This window comes from Ancylobacter sp. G4_0304 (assembly GCF_047501495.1).
Taxonomy (GTDB): Bacteria; Pseudomonadota; Alphaproteobacteria; order Rhizobiales; family Xanthobacteraceae; genus Ancylobacter.
This window is the reverse complement of record NZ_JAZDRM010000009.1, coordinates 15,421-33,952: the sequence shown is the minus strand read 5'-3', so window position 1 is coordinate 33,952 and position 18,532 is coordinate 15,421. Positions and strand designations below refer to the sequence as shown.

General features: G+C 67.8%; 17 protein-coding genes. 8 read left to right on the top strand and 9 right to left on the bottom strand.

The window, feature by feature from the left end; genetic code table 11:
• Positions 1 to 96: 96 nt before the first annotated feature.
• On the top strand, positions 97 to 645 hold the full coding sequence (locus VRZ77_RS07030; protein WP_414591952.1) for a hypothetical protein: 549 nt from the start codon (positions 97 to 99) through the stop codon (positions 643 to 645).
• On the opposite strand, the gene VRZ77_RS07025 is transcribed toward VRZ77_RS07030, so the two are convergent.
• The 5 genes from VRZ77_RS07025 to VRZ77_RS07005 all read right to left on the bottom strand — a co-directional run bounded on the left by VRZ77_RS07025 (position 642) and on the right by VRZ77_RS07005 (position 6,717).
• Positions 642 to 1,817 carry an ABC transporter permease gene (locus tag VRZ77_RS07025; protein ID WP_414591951.1) on the bottom strand — a complete coding sequence of 392 codons (1,176 nt, stop codon included), beginning with the start codon at positions 1,815 to 1,817 and terminating at the stop codon, positions 642 to 644. The two genes, VRZ77_RS07030 and VRZ77_RS07025, sit on opposite strands and share 4 nt — an antisense overlap.
• Positions 1,814 to 2,758: an ABC transporter ATP-binding protein gene (locus VRZ77_RS07020; protein WP_414591950.1), complete on the bottom strand. Its 945-nt coding sequence runs from the start codon at positions 2,756 to 2,758 to the stop codon at positions 1,814 to 1,816. The genes VRZ77_RS07025 and VRZ77_RS07020 overlap by 4 nt, the downstream gene beginning before the upstream one ends.
• A complete protein-coding gene (locus VRZ77_RS07015; RefSeq protein WP_414591949.1) occupies positions 2,755 to 3,702 on the bottom strand; it encodes an HlyD family secretion protein in 948 nt (315 codons plus the stop codon). Before VRZ77_RS07015 ends, VRZ77_RS07020 begins: the two co-directional genes overlap by 4 nt.
• Complete coding sequence (locus tag VRZ77_RS07010; protein ID WP_414591948.1) at positions 3,699 to 4,358, bottom strand: TetR/AcrR family transcriptional regulator; 660 nt, start codon at positions 4,356 to 4,358, stop codon at positions 3,699 to 3,701. The genes VRZ77_RS07015 and VRZ77_RS07010 overlap by 4 nt, the downstream gene beginning before the upstream one ends.
• A gap of 145 nt (positions 4,359 to 4,503) precedes the next feature.
• Positions 4,504 to 6,717 carry an esterase-like activity of phytase family protein gene (locus tag VRZ77_RS07005; protein ID WP_414591947.1) on the bottom strand — a complete coding sequence of 738 codons (2,214 nt, stop codon included), beginning with the start codon at positions 6,715 to 6,717 and terminating at the stop codon, positions 4,504 to 4,506.
• A gap of 270 nt (positions 6,718 to 6,987) precedes the next feature.
• Between VRZ77_RS07005 and VRZ77_RS07000 the strand changes: the two genes are divergently transcribed.
• From VRZ77_RS07000 to VRZ77_RS06990, 3 genes are all read left to right on the top strand, one after another.
• Positions 6,988 to 8,130 (top strand): TRAP transporter substrate-binding protein, encoded by a 1,143-nt coding sequence (locus VRZ77_RS07000; protein ID WP_414591946.1) that lies wholly within the window; start codon positions 6,988 to 6,990, stop codon positions 8,128 to 8,130.
• A gap of 287 nt (positions 8,131 to 8,417) precedes the next feature.
• The gene (locus tag VRZ77_RS06995) at positions 8,418 to 9,038 is read left to right on the top strand and encodes a TRAP transporter small permease subunit (protein WP_414591945.1); all 621 of its coding nucleotides are present in this window, start codon (positions 8,418 to 8,420) and stop codon (positions 9,036 to 9,038) included.
• The gene (locus VRZ77_RS06990) at positions 9,038 to 10,363 is read left to right on the top strand and encodes a TRAP transporter large permease (RefSeq protein ID WP_414591944.1); all 1,326 of its coding nucleotides are present in this window, start codon (positions 9,038 to 9,040) and stop codon (positions 10,361 to 10,363) included. Before VRZ77_RS06995 ends, VRZ77_RS06990 begins: the two co-directional genes overlap by 1 nt.
• A gap of 75 nt (positions 10,364 to 10,438) precedes the next feature.
• Here VRZ77_RS06990 and VRZ77_RS06985 read toward each other — a convergent pair whose 3' ends face one another.
• Positions 10,439 to 11,923: a helicase HerA domain-containing protein gene (locus VRZ77_RS06985; protein WP_414591943.1), complete on the bottom strand. Its 1,485-nt coding sequence runs from the start codon at positions 11,921 to 11,923 to the stop codon at positions 10,439 to 10,441.
• A 190-nt stretch (positions 11,924 to 12,113) separates the two neighbouring features.
• On the opposite strand from VRZ77_RS06985, the gene VRZ77_RS06980 reads away from it, so the two are divergent.
• Both VRZ77_RS06980 and bcsS read left to right on the top strand, forming a co-directional pair.
• Positions 12,114 to 12,575 (top strand): DUF488 family protein, encoded by a 462-nt coding sequence (locus VRZ77_RS06980; protein WP_414591942.1) that lies wholly within the window; start codon positions 12,114 to 12,116, stop codon positions 12,573 to 12,575.
• 220 nt (positions 12,576 to 12,795) lie between these two features.
• The gene (bcsS, locus tag VRZ77_RS06975; RefSeq protein ID WP_414591941.1) at positions 12,796 to 13,470 is read left to right on the top strand and encodes a cellulose biosynthesis protein BcsS; all 675 of its coding nucleotides are present in this window, start codon (positions 12,796 to 12,798) and stop codon (positions 13,468 to 13,470) included.
• Between the two features lie 5 nt (positions 13,471 to 13,475).
• On the opposite strand, the gene VRZ77_RS06970 is transcribed toward bcsS, so the two are convergent.
• The 3 genes from VRZ77_RS06970 to VRZ77_RS06960 are packed head-to-tail and all read right to left on the bottom strand — an operon-like array spanning position 13,476 to position 16,161.
• A complete protein-coding gene (locus VRZ77_RS06970; protein WP_414591940.1) occupies positions 13,476 to 15,140 on the bottom strand; it encodes an NTP transferase domain-containing protein in 1,665 nt (554 codons plus the stop codon).
• Positions 15,137 to 15,838 carry an XdhC family protein gene (locus tag VRZ77_RS06965; RefSeq protein WP_414591939.1) on the bottom strand — a complete coding sequence of 234 codons (702 nt, stop codon included), beginning with the start codon at positions 15,836 to 15,838 and terminating at the stop codon, positions 15,137 to 15,139. The genes VRZ77_RS06970 and VRZ77_RS06965 overlap by 4 nt, the downstream gene beginning before the upstream one ends.
• Complete coding sequence (locus VRZ77_RS06960; protein WP_414591938.1) at positions 15,838 to 16,161, bottom strand: XdhC family protein; 324 nt, start codon at positions 16,159 to 16,161, stop codon at positions 15,838 to 15,840. Before VRZ77_RS06960 ends, VRZ77_RS06965 begins: the two co-directional genes overlap by 1 nt.
• Positions 16,162 to 16,251: 90 nt before the next feature.
• Between VRZ77_RS06960 and VRZ77_RS06955 the strand changes: the two genes are divergently transcribed.
• The gene (locus tag VRZ77_RS06955; RefSeq protein WP_414591937.1) at positions 16,252 to 17,340 is read left to right on the top strand and encodes a lysine-2,3-aminomutase-like protein; all 1,089 of its coding nucleotides are present in this window, start codon (positions 16,252 to 16,254) and stop codon (positions 17,338 to 17,340) included.
• On the top strand, positions 17,337 to 18,527 hold the full coding sequence (locus tag VRZ77_RS06950) for an NAD(P)/FAD-dependent oxidoreductase (protein ID WP_414591936.1): 1,191 nt from the start codon (positions 17,337 to 17,339) through the stop codon (positions 18,525 to 18,527). The genes VRZ77_RS06955 and VRZ77_RS06950 overlap by 4 nt, the downstream gene beginning before the upstream one ends.
• Positions 18,528 to 18,532 lie beyond the last annotated feature (5 nt).

Genomic DNA, 18,532 nt, shown 5'->3' with positions numbered 1-18,532 from the left:
CCTTTTTTGTTTTGGACAAGAAAGATTTGCTGCCCCCCGTTGTCGAGATGCAAAAATACAGATACCTAACCATAGGTTGCATTTTCGGGGGGTGCTGTGGCGATCTGGGAAATTCGCATCGTTCGCTTTGTGGAACAGCGCCGGGACAGCGATGGCAAACGACGTACGGTCGGTCGATATCAGGTCTATCACGACGGCGTCGCGCAGCCGCACCCGTTGCTAAGCGGCGCGACTGCCGAGTCTCGGGGCCCCGGCGCCAATGCCCCCAAGGGCAATGGCCGGCGCGTCGAGCCTGGCCGTTACCCGCTCTGGACGCAGAATGGTACGAAATACAAGACCATCGATTATTCGCCGTCGCTGAACCAGGCTTCGATCCCTCGACCCGGCATCGAGCTGGGCAACACCGCCGAGCGCAAGGAAATTCTCATCCATCCGGGGATCGGCTTTCTCGCGAGTATAGGCTGCATAAATCTGTGCAGCTCGCTGCCTCATGCGAATGAACCGATTGACTATGCTGGCAGCCGCCAGCGGGTCATTGCCGTGATTGACGACATGCGTGCCTTTCTGCATTCGCATTTTCCAACGCAGAACGGCAAGGCGATCACCGATGCCTTCGCGGTGATCGACGGTGAGCCTGCATTCTAATCCAGCGTCTGCCGGAACCTCCGCACCGCGATGAACATCGCGACCAGCATGATCGCCGCCAGTGCCAGGATGTCGTGAGACAGGTCGGTCGCGGTCGAGCCCTTCAGCAGGATGCCGCGCACCATGCGCAGATAGTGCGTCAGCGGCAGGGTCTCGCCGATCCATTGCGCCCATGTCGGCATGCCCGTGAACGGGAACATGAAACCCGAGAGCAGGATGTTGGGCAGGAAGTACATGAAGGTCATCTGCACCGCCTGAAGCTGGTTCTGCGCCAGCGTCGAGAAGGTGTAGCCGATCGACAGGTTGGTCACGATGAACAGCGCGGTGAGCGCCAGCAGCAGCGCGAGCGAGCCGATGATCGGCACCGCGAACAGGAACACCCCCGCCACCAGGATCATCGCCGCCTGAAGCGCGCCGACCATGACATAGGGCGCGATCTTGCCGAGCATGATCTCCACCGGGCGGATAGGCATGGCGAGCAGCGTCTCCATGGTCCCGCGCTCGATCTCGCGCGTCACGGAGAGCGCGGTGAAGATCAGCATGGTCATGGTGAGGATGGTGCCCAGCAGGCCGGGCACGATGTTGAGCTGCGTCACCGCCGCCGGGTTGTAGCGGGCATGGGTGATGATCTGGAACGGCGGCGGCGCCGGCTCCAGCCCGCTGCCCGCCGGCCCGCCCTCCTGCGCGAAGCGCTCCCGCCGCACCGAGGTGTCGATGAGGTTCTGCAACGCGGCGATGGCGCTGCCGGAGGCGACGGGATCGGTGGCATCGGCGGCGACCAGCATCGCCGGGTTCTCGCCGCGCCGGGCGCGCCGCTCGAAGCCGGCGGGGATTTCCACCACGAACAGCACGGCGCCCGAGCGCATCAGCTCCTCGGCCTCGGCCTCGCTTTTCGGCAGGTGGGTGAGGGTGAAATATTTGGTGTTCTGGATCGCCGACATGATGGAGCGCGTCAGCGAGGTGTTCTCGTGCGCCAGCACCGCCGTCGGCAGATGGCGCGGCGTGGTGTTGATGGCGTAGCCGAACAGCACGAGCTGGAGCAGCGGAATGCTGATCATGGTGGCGAACGACACCCGGTCGCGCATCAGCTGGAGGAATTCCTTGCGCACCATGGCGTCGACACGGGTGAGGAATCCGGTCAGCCGGCCGAACATGCCCGCCCGCGCGCTCATCGGAAATTATCCTTGGAGCGGTTCATCAGGTCGATGAACACGTCTTCCAGCGTCGGCGCGTCGCGGCGCCATTCCAGTTCGGGCCGGGTGCGGAACGGGGCGATGGCGGCCTCCAGTGCGGCCTCGTCATGGCCCCCGACATGGACCGAGGCGCCGAAGGGCGCCACCATCTCGATGCCGGGCGTCGCTTCCAGCTCGCGCGCCAGCCGCGCCGGGTCGCCGCCGGTCACGCTCCAGGTCACCAGCCCGGCGCCGGCGATCACCTCGTCCACCGTGCCCTGCGCCAGCAGCTCGCCATAGGCGATATACGCGATCTCATGGCAGCGCTCGGCCTCGTCCATGTAATGGGTGGAGACCAGCACGGTCAGGCCCTCGGCGGCCAGTTCGTGGATCTGCGCCCAGAATTCGCGGCGCGCCTTGGGATCGACGCCGGCGGTCGGCTCGTCGAGCAGCAGCAGCTGCGGCGAGGGCAGGATGCAGGCGCCGAGCGCGAGCCGCTGCTTCCAGCCCCCGGAAAGCGAGCCGGCGAGCTGGCGGTCGCGCCCGCTGAGGCCCAGCCGATCGACGGCCGCGCGCGCGGCGCCGGACGGATCGGGCATCCCGTAGATGCGGGCGACGAATTCCAGGTTCTCGCGCACCGAGAGGTCGGCATAGAGGCTGAAGCGCTGCGTCATGTAGCCGACATGGCGGCGGATTTCGCGGGCCTGGGTCAGGATGTCCATCCCGAGGCAGGTGCCGCGCCCGGAATCGGGGGTCAGCAGACCGCACAGCATGCGGATCGTCGTGGTCTTGCCGGAGCCGTTGGGGCCGAGGAAGCCGTAGATCTGCCCGCGCCGCACCTTCATGGAGAGGTCGTGGACCACCACGCGGTCCCCGAAGCTCTTGCTCAGCCCCTCGACCTCGATCGCATAGTCCGGTGCTGGGGCAGGTTCTCCGGTCACGGCGCGAGCCCCACGCTGACCGGCTGGCCCGGCCGCAGCGAAAGGGGATCGTCGGGCTTCGCCTCCAGCAGGAACACCAGCTTGGAGCGCTCGTCGAGGCTATAGATCACCGGCGGCGTGTATTCCGCGCTCGCCGAGATGAAGCTGACCTTCGCCGGGATCGCGGCGGCACAGCCGTCGCAGGTCACCTCGACCGTCTGGCCGAGCCTGAAGCGCGGCAGGTCGGGCTCGGGTACGAAGAAGCGCACCTTGATCAATTCCGGCGGCAGGACGGAAATCACCGGCCGCCCGACCGGCACCAGCTCGCCGGGGCGGAAATACACGGTCTCGACCGAGCCTTCCCGGGTCGAGGCAAGGTTGCGGCGGTCGAGCCGTGTCTGTGCGGCGTCGAGGCTGGCTTTCGCGGCGGCGACGGCCTGCTCGGCGGCGGCGATCTGCTGGTCGCGCGAGGCCATGCGGCCGACCTCGATCTGCCGCTCGATCTCATTCAGCGCCGCCTGATTCTCGTTATAGGTCGCCTGCGCGGTGTCGTAGGCGGCCTTGGAGCCGACATTCTTCTCGTAAAGATTGCGCTGGCGGTCGCGCTCGATGACGGAGAGGTCGAGCGCCGCCTGCGCCCGGCGCTGACTCGCCTCCAGCACGGCGATCTCTTCCGGCCGCTGGGTGCTGGCCTTCAGGTTTTCGAGGTTGGCCTGCGCCTGCGCGAGCTGGCCGCGCGCAGTGTCGACATCGGCCTGCTGCAGCGCCGGGTCGACCTCGAACAAGGGCTGGCCCGGCGTCACCCGGTCACCTTCGTCGACATGGAGCGTGAGAAGCCGCCCGGCCTCGTCGGGGCCGACGAAGATCAGGTCGCCCTCGGCATAGCCCTGGAACAGCGCCGCACCGCGCTCGCCGCACCCGGCCAGCAGCAGGACGCACGCCAGAACGCCGATCATCCGCCTCATGCCGGGCCTCCCTCGCCTTCGGTCCAGCCGAGGCCGCGCAACAGGATCTCGACATGGGCGGCAAGCATGTCTTCGCTGGCGAGCGGATCGATGCGCTGGAACATGCCTTCCCATAATACCGCAATCAGCAGCGGCGCAATGAGCAGCTGCGGAAAGCGCGCGCCGGCATCGCTGGTGATCTCGCCGCGCGCCAGCGCCCGTTCGTTGACCGCGCGCAACAGGTTCAGCCCGCGCGCCACAACCTCGCGATGATAGAAGGCGGCAAGCTCGGGGAAGCGCTCGCCCTCCCCGATCATCAGCCGCACAATGTGCCGGCGCGGCGAATGCACCGCTTCGCTGATGAAATGGGCGAAAAGCAGCCGCAGAAAATCCCGCGTGCTGCCCTCGAAGTCGGCCAGCCGGGCCTCCATGGTGCCGAGCACCGGATCGACCGCCTCGCGGACCAGCCCCTCGAACAGCGCGGCCTTATCCTCGAAATAGAGATAAAGCGTGCCCTTGGCGACGCCGGCGCGCGCCGCGACGTCCTGCATGCGCGCGCTGGCGAAACCGGATTCGGCGAACACCTCCAGCGCCGCGTCGAGAATGGCGCGCCGGCGCTGGCTGGCATCGGCCCGCTGGGCACGGCGCCGCGGCGGAGATCGGTCGTCGTCGGTCATGCGATCCGCGCTCGATAATGACTGGACGGTCAGTCATATCATGGGGCGCGGTGCCGCGCCACCCGCTCCGATCCGCCTCCCTCGCCGCAAACGAAACGGGCGCCCGTTGGGGCGCCCGCTCGATCTATCGAACCGTCGGTCTCGCTCAGTTGAACACACCGAGCGGGATGAACTGGGTCTCGCCGGACGAGCCGTCCACGCCGTCATTGTCGGTGACGATGAAGGCATTGCCGGCGGTGTCGATGGCGAAGCTTTCCACCTTGTCCAGAACGTAGCCATGCGGCGCCTGAAGCAGCGGCAGCAGGTCCTTCATCTCGGTCTTGGTCAGCACGGGCGGCGCCTGCTCGCTGCCGAGGGGCGCCGGGGTGACGCCCTTGAGCGAGACGAAGGTCAGCTTCTTCAGCTTGGCCGCGTCGCCGATCTGGTTGTCGCGCTCGATCACGATCAGGCCGTCCTTGTAGGCGGTGAGCTCGGACAGGCCGACCCAACCCTTCGCGGCCTTGTCCAGCGGGTAACGCACATAACCCCAGTTCTTGGTCGCGGGCTTGTAGGCGAGCAGCTTGACGAAGCCCTTGGGGTCGTCCTTCCACTCGCGCTGCACGGCGATCCACACAGTCTCGTCGGCGCCGGTCCCGGTGACGGCGACGCCTTCGAAGCCGAAGCGGGTGGCCTGCGAGGCGAGCGCTTCCGGCAGCGCGATCTCCTCGGCGACCGAGCCGTCGGCGTCGACACGCACCAGCAGGTTCTGGGTCGGGTTTTCCTTCTTCTCCGGGTTGCCCTCGGAGACCACCCAGAAGCCACCCTCGGGGCGCACCGCGATGCCTTCGAGGTCGAGCCCCTTAGCCGGCTTGCCATCCTTGGTGAGCAGGGTCGCGGCGGTGATCTTCGCCGGCAGGCTGGAGGCGTCTACGGTGAGGATGCGGGCCTGGGAGTAGGCGCTGTCGGTCACGGCGTAGAGCTTGTTCGGCGTCGTGGCGTCGGCGGCGAAGCCGGAAAGCGCGCTCCACCAGATCGGCAGTCCGTCCGGGCCGTTCTCCGACACGATGGTCGGATAGGCCGGCTTGCCCTGGCCCGCCGTGTAGATCGTGACCACGGAGCCGATGCCACCATCCTCGCGCAGGTCGGTCTCAGCGGCGGTGACGAAAAGGTTTCGCGCGGGAACGGCGAGCAGGCCCTCCGGCCCGATGCCGCCCGGCAGCACCTGAAGAAATTCGGGAGCTTCGCCCGCGCCCTTGTCGCGATACACGAAGACGAGCGAACCGCGCTCGGACGCGACAAAGATCAGACGACTGTCGCCGAAGGTCGCGACTTCCGCGCCCTCCATCTCGATGCCCTTCTTGTTACGCTTGTCCGGGTAGTGGCCGAGGCGCACCGCCATGTGCTCGGGCGCGGTGCCGGATTCGAACAGCAGCTTTCCCGTCTTGTCGAACACGCTGAAGCCGCGCGAACCGCCCTTCCAGTCGCCTTCATTGGCGATCACGAAACGGTCGTCGTCGATCCACTGCACAGTGTCGGGCTCGCGGGGCACGGCCTTCATCGAACCGGAGAGGTCGATCACGCCGTCCTTCTTGGTGTCGATCTTGTCGAGGTCGACGGTGCCGGCGGAGAAGTGGCTGGTGACCTTGCCGGTGGGCAGGTCGACCACCACGATGTGGTTGTTCTCCTGAAGCGTCACCACCACCTCGTTCTTCGAGTTGATGTCGACATATTCCGGTTCCGGGTCTTCCGGTGCGATGGCGGCGAGGCCGGTAAGGTCGACCACCTTCTTGGACTCATCCACCACGCGGCCGTTCTTGACCTCGAAATAAGTGAGGTTGCCGGCCGGCATCTGCGGGATGGCGCCGTCGTTCACATCCTCGTCGCGCTCGTTCTCGATCGCGATGGCGAGGAAGCTCCCATCCGGGCTCTTGGTGATGGAATCGGGCTGTCCGCCGAGGTCGATCTTGTCCTCGACCTTGCGGGTCGCGAGGTCGACCACCGCGAGGTGGCCCGTCGGGTTGGCGTTGGTCTCGGAGGTATTGACGCCGACATAGGCCTTACCGCCGATCACCACGGTGGTGGTGGGCTCGCCGTCGAGGGCGACGACGCCCGCGGGCTTGGGCGCATTGGGATCGGTGATATCGATGAAGCCGATCCGCTTTCCGGGGCTGTCGCTGTAGATCAGCGTGTTGCCGTCCTCGGTCACGGTGATGATCTCGGCGGCCGTGGACTTCGCCGGATCGGCGCCCTGCGGCAGGTTCGCGACCACGTTGAAGGTTGCCGTGCGGTTGAACACCGGCGGAGCGGACTGGGCCACCGCCGCCGAGGCGGCCAGACCGAACGCTGCCAGCGAAACGCCGGCCATGAGAATCGCGCGCATGATTTCATCCCCATCATGATGTCGGGCCGGGCCCGCTCGCGCGCACTTCAAAGGCCAGTGGATGACAACGACATGACGATTGTGTCCTGCTTCCCAGGGGTTTTAGGCCATTTGCGACTTTCGTCTCATAAGAATTCATAACTCAGAGCAATTTAGCCCTTGCGCTTGCCGTACCGGCATCGTCTGATTTCCAAATCGGGACAAGGCGCGCAAAGCGCCGCCCGGCGGGCCGAAAGCCCGCAGAGGAAAACGCCACAGGAGGAACCGCCCATGACCGAGACGTCAGGGAAGAACGTCGGCGCGCGCGCCGACGCCACCGTCACCAGCCGCCGCCGCTTCATCGCCACCGCTGCCGTCGCGGCCGGGGCCTCGGTGGTCGCTGCGCCTGCCGTCCACGCGCAGGCGCCGATCAAGCTGAAATTCCAGTCGACCTGGCCCAACAAGGACATCTTCCACGAGTTCGCCGGCGACTATGTGAAGCGCGTCAACGCCATGACCGGCGGCCGCGTGGAACTGGAAATCCTCCCCGCCGGCTCGGTGGTCCCGGCCTTCCAGATGCTCGACGCGGTATCGTCCGGCATTCTCGACGGCGGCCATGGCGTCGCCGCCTACTGGTACGGCAAGAACAAGGCGTTCTCGCTGTTCGGCACCGCGCCGGCCTTCGGCTGGGATGCCGACGAGCTGCTGGGCTGGATCCGCTATGGCGGCGGCCAGGAGCTCTATGACGACCTCGTGCAGAACACGCTGAAGCTGAATGTGGTCGGCATGCTCACCGGCCCGATGCCCGGCCAGCCGCTCGGCTGGTTCAAGAAGGAAATCAGCACGCCCGAAGACATGAAGGGCATGAAGTACCGCACGGTCGGCCTCGGCGCGGACCTGTTCAAGGAGTTCGGCGCGGCGGTGACGATCGTGCCGGGCGGCGAAATCGTGCCGGCCATCGATCGCGGCCTGCTCGACGGCGCCGAGTTCAACAACCCCTCCTCCGACCTCGTGCTCGGCTTCCCGGACGTGGCAAAGGTCTACATGCTGGGCAGCTACCATCAGGCGCTCGAATGCTTCGAGATCCTGTTCAACAAGAGCAAGTTCGAGGGCCTGCCCAAGGACGTTCAGGAAATCCTGAAGGGCGCGTCGGATGCGACCTCCTCCACCATGATGTGGAAGGCGCAGGACCGCTACTCGAAGGACCTGGCGGCGATCAAGGCTCGCGGCGTCAAGGTTCTGCAGACGCCCCGGCCGGTGCTCGAAGCGCAGCTCAAGGCCTGGGATACGGTGATCGCCAATCTCTCGGCCGATCCCATCTTCAAGAAGGTGGTCGAAAGCCAGAAGGAATGGGCCAAGCGTATCGTCGGCTTCCGTCTCGAATATGAGCCGGATTCGAAGTTCGCCTACGACCACTTCTTCAAGACGGCCTGAGGACCCGGCGGCGGGCGTTTCATCCCCGGACGTCCGCCGCCACGGCCGACACATGCACAGGCGTCGCGCCTTCCTGCGTCGCAGGAGCCGAACCGCCTTCGCCGCAGAGGCGCCGCCGGATAAGCGCCCGTTCCGCGCCCGCGCCCCCACCCGCACGCCGCCGGAAACAAACGGCGGACCGGAAAGCGCGAGGGCACAGATCGGACGGTCATCTGCCGCGCCGCGTGCGTTCCGATTTTCGCCTTCGCCCTGACGCCCTTTCGAGGCGACCCCATTCCGAGGCCCCCATGCAATCACTCCTGCTCGCCGTCGACAGGATAAATGCCTTTATCGGCAAGGTGTTCGCCTGGTGCATCGTCATATTGATGCTGGCGATCTGCTATGAAGTCTTCCGCCGCTACGTGCTTCGCGATCCCACCACCTGGGCTTACGACGTCAGCCTGATGCTGTATGGCGCGCTATTCATGATGGCCGGCGCCTACACGCTCTCGCGCAACGGCCATGTGCGCGGCGACTTCCTGTATCGCAACTGGTCCCCGCCCACCCAGGCGAAGTGCGACCTGCTGCTGTACTTCCTGTTCTATTTTCCCGGCATCCTGGCGCTGATCTATTCCGGCTGGGGCTATTTCTACCTCTCCTGGCTGCTCAACGAGCACTCCTCCTTCAGCCCCGACGGGCCGGTGATCTGGCCGTTCAAGGCGATCATCCCGATCACCGGCGTCATGATGCTAGCGCAGGGCGTGGTCGAGGTGGTGCGCTGCTGGATCTGTATCCGCGACGGCGACTGGCCGCAGCGGCTCCATGACGTGGAGGAGATGGAAAAGGTCATCCTTGAAGAGGCGGCGGCCCGGCAGGAGGCGATCACCAACGCCGCCGACCGCGAAGGCACCACGCGGGGGGCGCTGTGATGTTCATGTCCGATCCCGCACTCGGCATCCTGATGCTGGTGCTGTTCCTGATCTTCCTGATGCTCGGCTTCCCCATCGCCTTCACGCTGATGGCGCTGGGCGTGGGCTTCGGCTACTTCACCCAGGGCGACAGCATCTTCAACCTGTTCGTGCAGCGCACCTATTCGGTGATGGCGAACGACGTGCTGATCTCGATCCCGCTGTTCCTGTTCATGGGTTACGTGATCGAGCGCGCCAACATCCTCGACCGGCTGTTCAAGGCGATCCAGCTCGCGGCAGGGTGGATTCCCGGCTCGCTCGCGGTGGCGACGCTGATCACCTGCGCGCTGTTCGCCACCGCGACCGGCATCGTCGGCGCCGTGGTGACGCTGATGGGCCTGCTCGCCTTCCCCGCCATGCTCAGGGCCGGCTACAACACCAAGATCGCCTCCGGCGTGGTCTGCGCCGGCGGGTGTCTGGGCATCCTGATCCCGCCGAGCGTCATGCTCATCCTTTATGGCGCGACGGCGGGCGTCTCGGTGGTCAAGCTCTACGCCGCCGCCTTCATCCCCGGCGTCAGCCTTGCGCTGATGTACATCGCCTACGTCATCATCCGCGCGATGCTCAATCCCTCGCTGGCGCCCAAATTGCCGGCCGAGGAGCGGAACGTTCCCGCCACGACCATCATCTGGGCGCTGCTGACCTCGTTCCTGCCGCTGGTGCTGCTCATCAGCTCGGTGCTCGGCTGCATCATCCTCGGCCTGGCGACGCCGTCCGAAGCGGCGGCGATCGGCGCGGCGGGCGCGATCCTGCTGGCGCTGGCCTACCGGACGTTCAGCCTGGAGAAGCTGAAGGACTCGGTGTTCCTCACCGCCCGCGCCTCGGCGATGGTGTGCTGGCTGTTCGTCGGCTCGGCGGTGTTCTCGGCGGTGTTCGCGCTGCTCGGCGGCCAGCGCGTGGTGGAAGAGTTCATCATGGGGCTGGACCTCGGACCGGTCGGCTTCCTCATCCTGACGCAGATCATCATCTTCGTGCTGGGCTGGCCGCTGGAGTGGACGGAGATCATCGTGATCTTCCTGCCCATCTTCCTGCCGCTGCTCGACCATTTCGGCATCGACCCGATCTTCTTCGGTGTTCTGGTCGCGCTGAACCTGCAGACCTCGTTCCTGTCGCCGCCCGTGGCGATGGCGCCGTTCTATCTGAAAGGCGTGGCACCCAAGCATGTCTCGATCGACGAGATTTTCTCGGGCGTCATGCCGTTCATCTTCATCGTCATCTTCGCCATGGCGCTGCTCTACATCTTCCCGAGCTTCGCGCTGTGGCTGCCGAACTATCTCTACGGCTGACGCCCCCACATCGGCCGTAGAAGCGCAATGCCCGGCTGCACAGCCGGGCATTGTCGTTTCAGGGGGAGAAGACGTTCAGGAGGCGAGGCCGGCGGCGCCTTTGGGATCGCCCGGCGCGGTCTTCCAGCCGAGCGTGGGGAAGCGCACCACGCGCCGGCCGCGGAAATCGGCCTCGCACACCAGATGGCCGCGCTCTTCCATATAGGTCAGCAGCCAGCGCCCGCGCGAGGGCGAGCGGCTGCCATAGGCGCGCGCCAGCGCTTCGTCCGCCGGGGACGGCGCGCCCTCCATGCCAGCGCGGGCCAGCAGCAGGAACACACCCTGCATCTCCTCCGGCAGGCGCGAGGCCTGTTCCACCGCCCGCTGCCAGCCCTCATCCTCCATCCGCCCGTCCATGCCGGCACGGGCAATGGCGAGACGGCGGGTGAAATCGGCGAGGTCCGGCACCCGCGAGCCGATGCGCCGCACCCGGCAATGCACGAGGAAGTCCGGGTAGAGCGCGGCGGCAGACCGGAACGGTGCCTCCGGGTCGGCGACGAACTGACGGATGATCTCCTCGATCAGCGCCTCACGCTCGGCCTCGAAGGCGGCGACGGCTTCCGGGTCGACCGGCACCGGAACTGGAGCGGGCGTCACTTCCAGCGTGTCGAGAATGTCGTCGGTGGCGCGCGGCTGCAGGCGGGGCGCGGGCATCGGCGCGGGCTCGCCGCCAAGATCGTCGAAGATCAGGTCCTGAAGCTCCGCCGTGCCCATTTCCGGCGGCGGCATCAATTCCGGTCGCCCGTTGCGGCTCGCGGTTTCGACGACGCCGATCTTCACCGGCAGCGGACGGCGCGACAGCGCGGGTCCGAGAGCCACGAAGGAGCCGGTGTTGAGATCGCGGAAACTCTCGGCCTGCCGCTTCTCCATGCCGAGCAGGTCGGCGGCGCGCGCCATGTCGATGTCGAGGAAGGTACGCCCCATCAGAAAGTTGGAGGCTTCCGCCGCGACGTTCTTGGCAAGCTTGGCGAGACGCTGGGTGGCGATCACGCCGGCAAGTCCGCGCTTGCGGCCGCGGCACATCAGGTTGGTCATCGCGGTCAGCGAGATGCGGCGCGCCTCGTCGGAAATCTCGCCCGCACCGGAGGGCGCGAACAGCTGCGCCTCGTCGACGATCACCAGCATCGGGAACCAGTAGTCGCGCTCGGCATCGAACAGGCCGTTGAGGAAGGCGGCGGCGGAGCGCATCTGGGCGTCGGCGTCGAGGCCCTCCAGATTGAACACCACGGAGGCGCGATGGCGGCGGATGCGCGCGGCGATGCGCTGGATTTCCCCAGCGGTGCGCTCGGCGTCGATCACGACATGGCCGAAGCGCTCCGCCAGCCCCACGAAATCGCCCTCCGGGTCGATGATCGCCTGCTGCACATGGCCGGCGCTCTGTTCCAGCAGGCGGCGCAGCAGATGGGATTTGCCCGAGCCGGAATTGCCCTGCACCAGCAGGCGCGTGGACAGCAGTTCCTCAAGATCGAGCCGGACCGGCTGGCCGGCGGTGCTGGTGCCCAGATCGATGCCGATCTTCATGCCGCTCAAAACGTCCCTGTCGCTTGCCGTGCCGGCACGGCGGCCGGCAGCCTCAAGCCTCTAGCACCGCGTGAAGGGGGGATGGTGGTGGTGCGGTGACACGTCCACAGATTCGCGCGGCTCCCGCAAGGGGACTCCCGCAACCGGCCTGCGCCTCGACAAGGCGGGCGGGCTCTGCCACATCTGCTGCATGTCAGCCCCCGCCCCGCTTTTCACCATCGGCTACGAGCAGGTCTCGTCCTCCTCCGTGCTGGAGACACTTTCGGGCGCCGGTGTCGATCTCCTGGTCGACGTGCGCGCGGTCGCCGCCTCCCGGCGCGCCGGCTTCTCCAAGACCCTGCTGGCGGCGGGCGTATCCAATATCGGCATCGGCTACCTGCACCTGCGCGGCCTCGGCACCCCCGCCGAGGGGCGGCAGGCGGCGCGCACCGGCCATTTTGGCGAGCTGCGCCGCATCTATGGCGCGCATCTGGACACGCCGACGGCGCGTGCGCAGATGGACGAGCTGGCCGCGCTGGTGGCCGCCGGTAGGCGGGTCTGTCTGCTGTGCTACGAGCGCCATCCCGAGCACTGCCACCGCCAGATGATCGCCGACATCATCTGCGAGCGCGTCGGCGTTCCGGTCGAGCACCTGGCCGCCGCGCCGCTGTGAAGGGCGGTTTTGGCCGGGCTGCGACAAGAAGTGCTGTTTCTGCACCCTCCCAAGTAGAAGACTCAATCCTGGATTGATTGAGTACAACCTGTCGACCGTGTTCCGCTGAGGTATCGAGGTCTTCATCAGCAGAACATGGGGCGGTGCCGGGATGCGTCGGGCGCGCCGGCGTGCGAGGGATGCGCTTTTTGCCGGCCTGCTTCTGGCGGGCGGTTCGGCAGTGCCTGTTCTCGCCGGCGAGACCGCCGACAACACCCATCTGCAACGTTACTATTTCTTCAGCGGTATCGATGTCGCGCGTGACACCTCCTATGGCTGGGCCGGCGCGGCCTGGGCGCCGTTCGGCCCGATGGACCGGGAAGGCCTGCGCCTGCGGGCGCAGGCGGGCGGCGGGGGCTATCGCTACCGCACCAACGCTGTGCCGGGCGGCTGGAACAGCGCCACCAAGATCGAGGGCGAGGTACTGGCCGGCTGGCAGTTCCTGCGCGGCCCGCACGCGCTCGCGCTCTATGCCGGGGTAAACGTCACCGACAACCGCCTCGACCAGCCCGACCCCTCAAATCGCGACCAGGGTACGCAGTTTGGCATAAAGGGCGTGGCGGAGTGGTTTTACCGGATCGACGACACCTGGATCTGGACCGCATCGCTTGGCGGCTCCACGGCGGACGGAACCGCCGTGGCACGGGCCACCCTGAGCCGGCGCGTCCATGAGCGCGCCGCGCTCGGCACCGAGGCGCAGGCCTCGACCGACTGGCTTGAGCAGCACGCCGGCGCCGGCCTGTTCATCGAGGTGCCACTGGCCGGCCGGCAATGGCGCGTGGCTGGCGGCTGGCGCTGGAGCAGCGACAGCGACGACGGGCCCTACGGCACCGTCTCCTATTACGCGCCGTTCTGAGGCGCTCAGGCGTCTTCGGCTTCCATGCCGTCGAGCGCGGGCGTGGGATCGACATCGGCCCGCGCGGCGATGACGTGGATCTGCAGCGCCTCCAGCTCCTCGCGCGTGTCGATATCGGTGAACGCGCCATTGTCGTCCACCGCCACCTCGATCACCGCGTCGGGGTTCTCGGCGATGATCTGGCGCGCGCCGATATCGCCGGAAAGCGCCATCAGTGCGGGAAACAGGCGACGCGACAGCGCGACCGGATTGCCGCGCTTGCCCTCGCGCACCGGCACCGCGATCAGAAGCCCGGCCTCGGGATCGAGCGCGTCGGCCAGCCGCCCAATCAGCTCCGCGCCGACCTTGGGCATGTCGCCGAGCATCACCACCACGGAGGCGACATCCTCCGGCAGCGCGGCGATGCCGGCCTTCAGCGAGGTGGAGAGCCCGTCGGCGAAATCGGGGTTATGGATCAGGGTGACGTCCAGCCCTTCGAGCGCCGCCGTCACCGGCTCGGCCTCATGGCCCGTCACCACCACCACCGGCCCGGTCTTGGCGGCGAGCGCGGAACAGGCGGCGCGGCGCACCAGCGGCTCGCCGTCGAGCAGGGCCGACATCTTGTTGACGCCGTTCATGCGCGTGCCGCGCCCGGCGGCCAGCAGCACCACGCCGGTGCGGCCGGAGTTCGCCGCGTCGTCCTCGCGCGGCTGGGGACGTGTCGGAATTTCCATGAGCAATCCTCCTACACCCATGGACATGATATCAGATCTCGAAACGTCCAGTCCCGCCAGCATCCGGCCGAGCACCCAATCGAAGCCGTTTTCCTTCGGACTGCGCGCGCAGCCCGGCGCGCCGAGCACCCGAACGGAACCAACACGGCCGACCAGCAGCAGATTGCCGGGATCGACCGGCATGCCGAAATGCTCGATCACCCCGCCGGCCGCCTCGATTCCGGCGGGAATCACATCGCGGCGGTCGGCGATGGCCGAAGCGCCGAACACGAGCACCAGCTCCGCGCCCTGCCCGATCGCCGCACGCACCGCCTGCGCGACGGCGGCGGCGTCATGGGCCACGCGCTGCTCGCCGATCAGCGACGCACCGGTCGGCGCAAGTCGCGCCGCCGTGGTCCTCGCCGTCTTGGCGAGCACCTTCTCGCTGAGGGCCGGCAGACACGTCGAGACGAGAGCGACGCGCGTCAGGCGGTAGGGCGCGACCCGTACCAGCGGCCCAGCGAGCGCGGCGATGCGGTGCAGCACCGTACCGGGCACGGCGAAGGGGATGATCTTCACCGTGGCGATCATCTCGCCGGCGCGCACGGCTCGGAACGCCGGAAGTGTGGCGAGCGTCACCGCCTCGTCCACCATGTTCAGCGCGTCGATGCCCGCGCGGTCGACGAGGAGCAGGCCGGACACCGTCGCCCGGATGTTGACGCGACCGGTGAAGGCGGCGTCCGCCACAGCATGGGGACCGAGCACGGAGGCCGCGACCCGTGAGGCCGCCTCGTCCTCCCAGACATCGCCGGGTTCGGCGCGCACGGCGATCACCTCGCCCTGGCCCGCCGCGCGCAGTTGCGCGATCAGCCCGGGATCGAGCCGCGTGCCCTTGCGCAGGGTGAGGCCGGGCAGGCTCAGCGAATGGACGGTCACCGCGCCTTCGGCATCGTCCAGCGTCACCGTGCCGAACTTCATGCCGCCCGCTCCCGCGCGGCGGGGCGCTGGCGCAGCGTGCCGACAACCTGCGCGAGGATCGCCACCGCGATCTCCGCCGGCGTCGCCGCCCCGATATCGAGGCCGATCGGGGCATGGATGCGCGCCAGCATCTCCGTGCCGAGCCCGCGTCCGGCGAGCCGCTCAAGCCGCGCGGCGTGCGTCTTCCGCGAACCGAGCGCGCCGACATAGAAGCAGCCGCGCCGCAGCGCCTCCTCCAGCGCCGGATCGTCGATCTTGGGATCGTGGGTCAGCGCGGCGAAGGCGGTGAACGCGTCGAGCGCGAGGCTTGGGAGCGCTTCGTCCGGCCATTGCGCGCGGAGGTCGACGGCGGGAAAGCGCTCGGGTGTGGCGAAGGCGCTGCGCGGATCGACAATCACCACATCGAGCCCGGTCATCGCCGCCATCGGCGCCAGCGCCTGCGAGATATGCACGGCGCCGGTGATGACGAGGCGCGGCGCCGGCACCTGCACCGACAAGAACATGCGTTCATTGCCGTGTTCGACCATCGCGCTGCGCCCGGTCCGCAGCGCCTCCGCCAGCTGGCCGGCGAGCGGATCGGCCGGGACTTGCGCGGGCGTCACCAGACGCTGCCGGCCGCTGCCGAGTTCGGTCACCACGATCGCGGCGCGGCGGGCGGCGCGCTCCGTGTTCAGCGCTTCGAGCAAGGCAAGATCCATCAGCCGACCTTCTCGACATAAACCGAAATGCGCCCGCCGCAGGACAGGCCGACCCGCCAGGCGGTCTCGTCCGCGACGCCGAAGGAGACGAGGCGGGGCTGGCCGTCCGCGATCACCTCGGCGGCCTCGGACACCACGGCGCCCTCGACGCAGCCCCCCGACACCGAGCCGAGGAAATCGCCGCGGTCATCGATCACCAGATGGCTGCCCACCGGTCGGGGCGCCGAGCCCCAGGTCTCGACCACGGTGGCGAGCGCCACGCCCCGCCCCTCGCGGCGCCAGCGCGCGGCCGCTTCCAGCACGTCGTCTTCCCGCACATTCATGGGCTGTGTCTCCGAACCGTGCCGCCAGCATAGCCCAGCCATGCGCGGCACGCCTTGCCGAGATGCCCGGAACCGATCACAAGAGCGCGCATGAGCCAAGCCCGTTCCCTGCCCGCGCTGACCACCCCTGCCCTGCCGCCCCGCACCCTGCGCGGCGTTGCCGACCTTGCCGAGGCCGGGCTGGTGGCGAGCGACCCGGCGCTGGAAGCGGTGGCCGCCCGCTATGCCGTGGCGGTCACGCCGACGCTGGCCGGGTTGATGACGCCGGGCGAGGCGGGGGATCCCATCGCCGCGCAGTTCCTGCCCGATGCGCACGAGCTGGAGACAAGGCCCGACGAGCTTGCCGACCCGATCGGCGACGAGGCGCACAGCCCGGTGCCGGGCATCGTGCACCGATATCCCGACCGGGTGCTGCTGAAGCTGGTCGGCGTCTGCGCGGTCTATTGCCGGTTCTGCTTCCGCCGCGAGATGGTGGGGCCGGGTGCGGAAACCAGCCTCTCCGACGCCGCGCTCGATACGGCACTGGCCTATGTTGGCGCCCACCCCGAGATCTGGGAAGTGGTGGTGACCGGCGGCGACCCGCTGGTGGCCTCGCCGCGCCGGCTGGGCGAATTGATGGCGCGGCTCTCCGCCATCGACCATGTGAAGATTGTGCGCTTTCATACCCGCGTGCCGGTCGCCGCGCCCGAGCGCATCACCGCCATGCTGGTGGCGGCCCTGCGCGCGCCGAAGCTCACCACCTACATCGCCGTCCACGCCAACCATGCGCGCGAGCTAGGCGTCGAGGCGCGGGCGGCGCTGGCGCGGCTGGCGGATGCCGGCATCGCACTGGTCAGCCAGAGCGTGCTGCTGCGCGGGGTGAACGACGATGCGAGCACGCTTGCCGCCCTGTTCCGCGCTTTGGTCGAGTGCCGGGTGAAGCCCTATTACCTGCATCATCCCGACCTTGCTCCCGGCACCGCCCATTTCCGCCTCCCCATCGAGCGCGGACAGGAACTGATGGCGGCGCTGCGCGGGCGGCTCTCGGGCCTCGCTTTGCCGACCTATGTGCTCGACATTCCCGGCGGCTACGGCAAGGTGCCGGTCGGCCCGTCCTATCTGGAGCCGACGCCGGAAGGCTGGCGCGTCACGGATTATTGCGGCGGCGCGCACGACTATGATGCCGGGGTGCCGGCGTGACCCTCGCGCCCCGCCTGTTCGATGTCGTGGTGCTCGGCGCCGGCGCGGCGGGCCTGATGTGCGCCATCGAGGCCGGCAAGCGCGGGCGCTCGGTGCTGGTGATCGACCATGCCCGCGCGCCGGGCGAAAAGATCCGCATCTCCGGCGGCGGACGCTGCAATTTTACCAATCTCGACGCCAGCCCACGCGCCTATCTTTCCGCCAACCCACGCTTCTGCATCTCCGCGCTCAAGCGCTACACCCAGCACGACTTCATCGCGCTCGTGGATCGCCATGCCATCGCCTGGCACGAGAAGACGCTCGGGCAATTGTTCTGCGACGGCTCGGCGCGGCAGATCGTCGACATGCTGCTGCGCGAATTGAGGGATGCTGGCGGCGAGCTGGCCTTGTCGACTTCGATCGAGGAGGTCTCGCGCACCGCCGACGGTTTCCATCTGCGCACCAGCGCCGGCCTGCTGGCCTGCCGCTCGCTGGTGGTGGCGACCGGGGGCAAGTCCATCCCGAAAATGGGCGCGACCGGTCTCGGCTATGAGATCGCCGAACATTTCGGGCTGAAGATCGTTCCGACGCGCCCCGGCCTCGTGCCGCTGACGCTGGAGCCGGGCTCGCTGGAGCGGCTGGCCCCGCTTGCCGGGGTCGCGGTCGAGGCCAGCGTGCGCCACGGCAAGACCCGCTTCGACGAGGGGCTCCTGTTCACCCATCGCGGCCTCTCCGGCCCGTCGATTCTCCAGATTTCCTCCTACTGGCGCGAGGGCGACGACATCGAGATCGCGCTGGCGCCCGGCATCGATGTGTTTGCGCAACTGCGCGACGCGCGTGCCTCAAATGGCCGGCAGGCGCCGGTCTCCGCGCTGTCCGCCTTCCTGCCGCGCCGGCTGGCGCAGCTTGTCGCCGATAGCGAGGCAGGAGGCCGCAACCTCGCCGATTTGTCGGACCGCCATCTCCGGCAGATCGATTCGGCGGTGAACGCGTGGCGGCTCAAGCCGACCGCCTCCGAAGGCTACCGCACCGCCGAGGTGACGCTCGGCGGGGTCGATACGGCGGGGCTGGACCAGCGCACAATGCAGGCGAAAGAAGCGCCGGGCCTGTTCTTCATCGGCGAGGTGGTGGACGTGACCGGCTGGCTCGGTGGCTATAATTTCCAGTGGGCCTGGTCGTCGGGCTGGTGCGCGGGGCAAGCCGTCTAGCCCCG

Bases quoted from the DNA above. Each gene is read 5' to 3' on its own strand.
- VRZ77_RS06960 (WP_414591938.1), bottom strand. From the start codon at position 16,161: ATGAATGTGCGGGAAGACGACGTGCTGGAAGCGGCCGCGCGCTGGCGC.
- VRZ77_RS07025 (WP_414591951.1), bottom strand. From the start codon at position 1,817: ATGAGCGCGCGGGCGGGCATGTTCGGCCGGCTGACCGGATTCCTCACC.
- VRZ77_RS07010 (WP_414591948.1), bottom strand. From the start codon at position 4,358: ATGACCGACGACGACCGATCTCCGCCGCGGCGCCGTGCCCAGCGGGCC.
- VRZ77_RS06990 (WP_414591944.1), top strand. From the start codon at position 9,038: ATGTTCATGTCCGATCCCGCACTCGGCATCCTGATGCTGGTGCTGTTC.
- VRZ77_RS06970 (WP_414591940.1), bottom strand. From the start codon at position 15,140: ATGAAGTTCGGCACGGTGACGCTGGACGATGCCGAAGGCGCGGTGACC.
- VRZ77_RS07015 (WP_414591949.1), bottom strand. From the start codon at position 3,702: ATGAGGCGGATGATCGGCGTTCTGGCGTGCGTCCTGCTGCTGGCCGGG.
- VRZ77_RS06955 (WP_414591937.1), top strand. From the start codon at position 16,252: ATGAGCCAAGCCCGTTCCCTGCCCGCGCTGACCACCCCTGCCCTGCCG.
- VRZ77_RS06965 (WP_414591939.1), bottom strand. From the start codon at position 15,838: ATGGATCTTGCCTTGCTCGAAGCGCTGAACACGGAGCGCGCCGCCCGC.
- VRZ77_RS06980 (WP_414591942.1), top strand. From the start codon at position 12,114: ATGTCAGCCCCCGCCCCGCTTTTCACCATCGGCTACGAGCAGGTCTCG.
- VRZ77_RS06985 (WP_414591943.1), bottom strand. From the start codon at position 11,923: ATGAAGATCGGCATCGATCTGGGCACCAGCACCGCCGGCCAGCCGGTC.
- VRZ77_RS07005 (WP_414591947.1), bottom strand. From the start codon at position 6,717: ATGCGCGCGATTCTCATGGCCGGCGTTTCGCTGGCAGCGTTCGGTCTG.
- VRZ77_RS07000 (WP_414591946.1), top strand. From the start codon at position 6,988: ATGACCGAGACGTCAGGGAAGAACGTCGGCGCGCGCGCCGACGCCACC.
- VRZ77_RS06995 (WP_414591945.1), top strand. From the start codon at position 8,418: ATGCAATCACTCCTGCTCGCCGTCGACAGGATAAATGCCTTTATCGGC.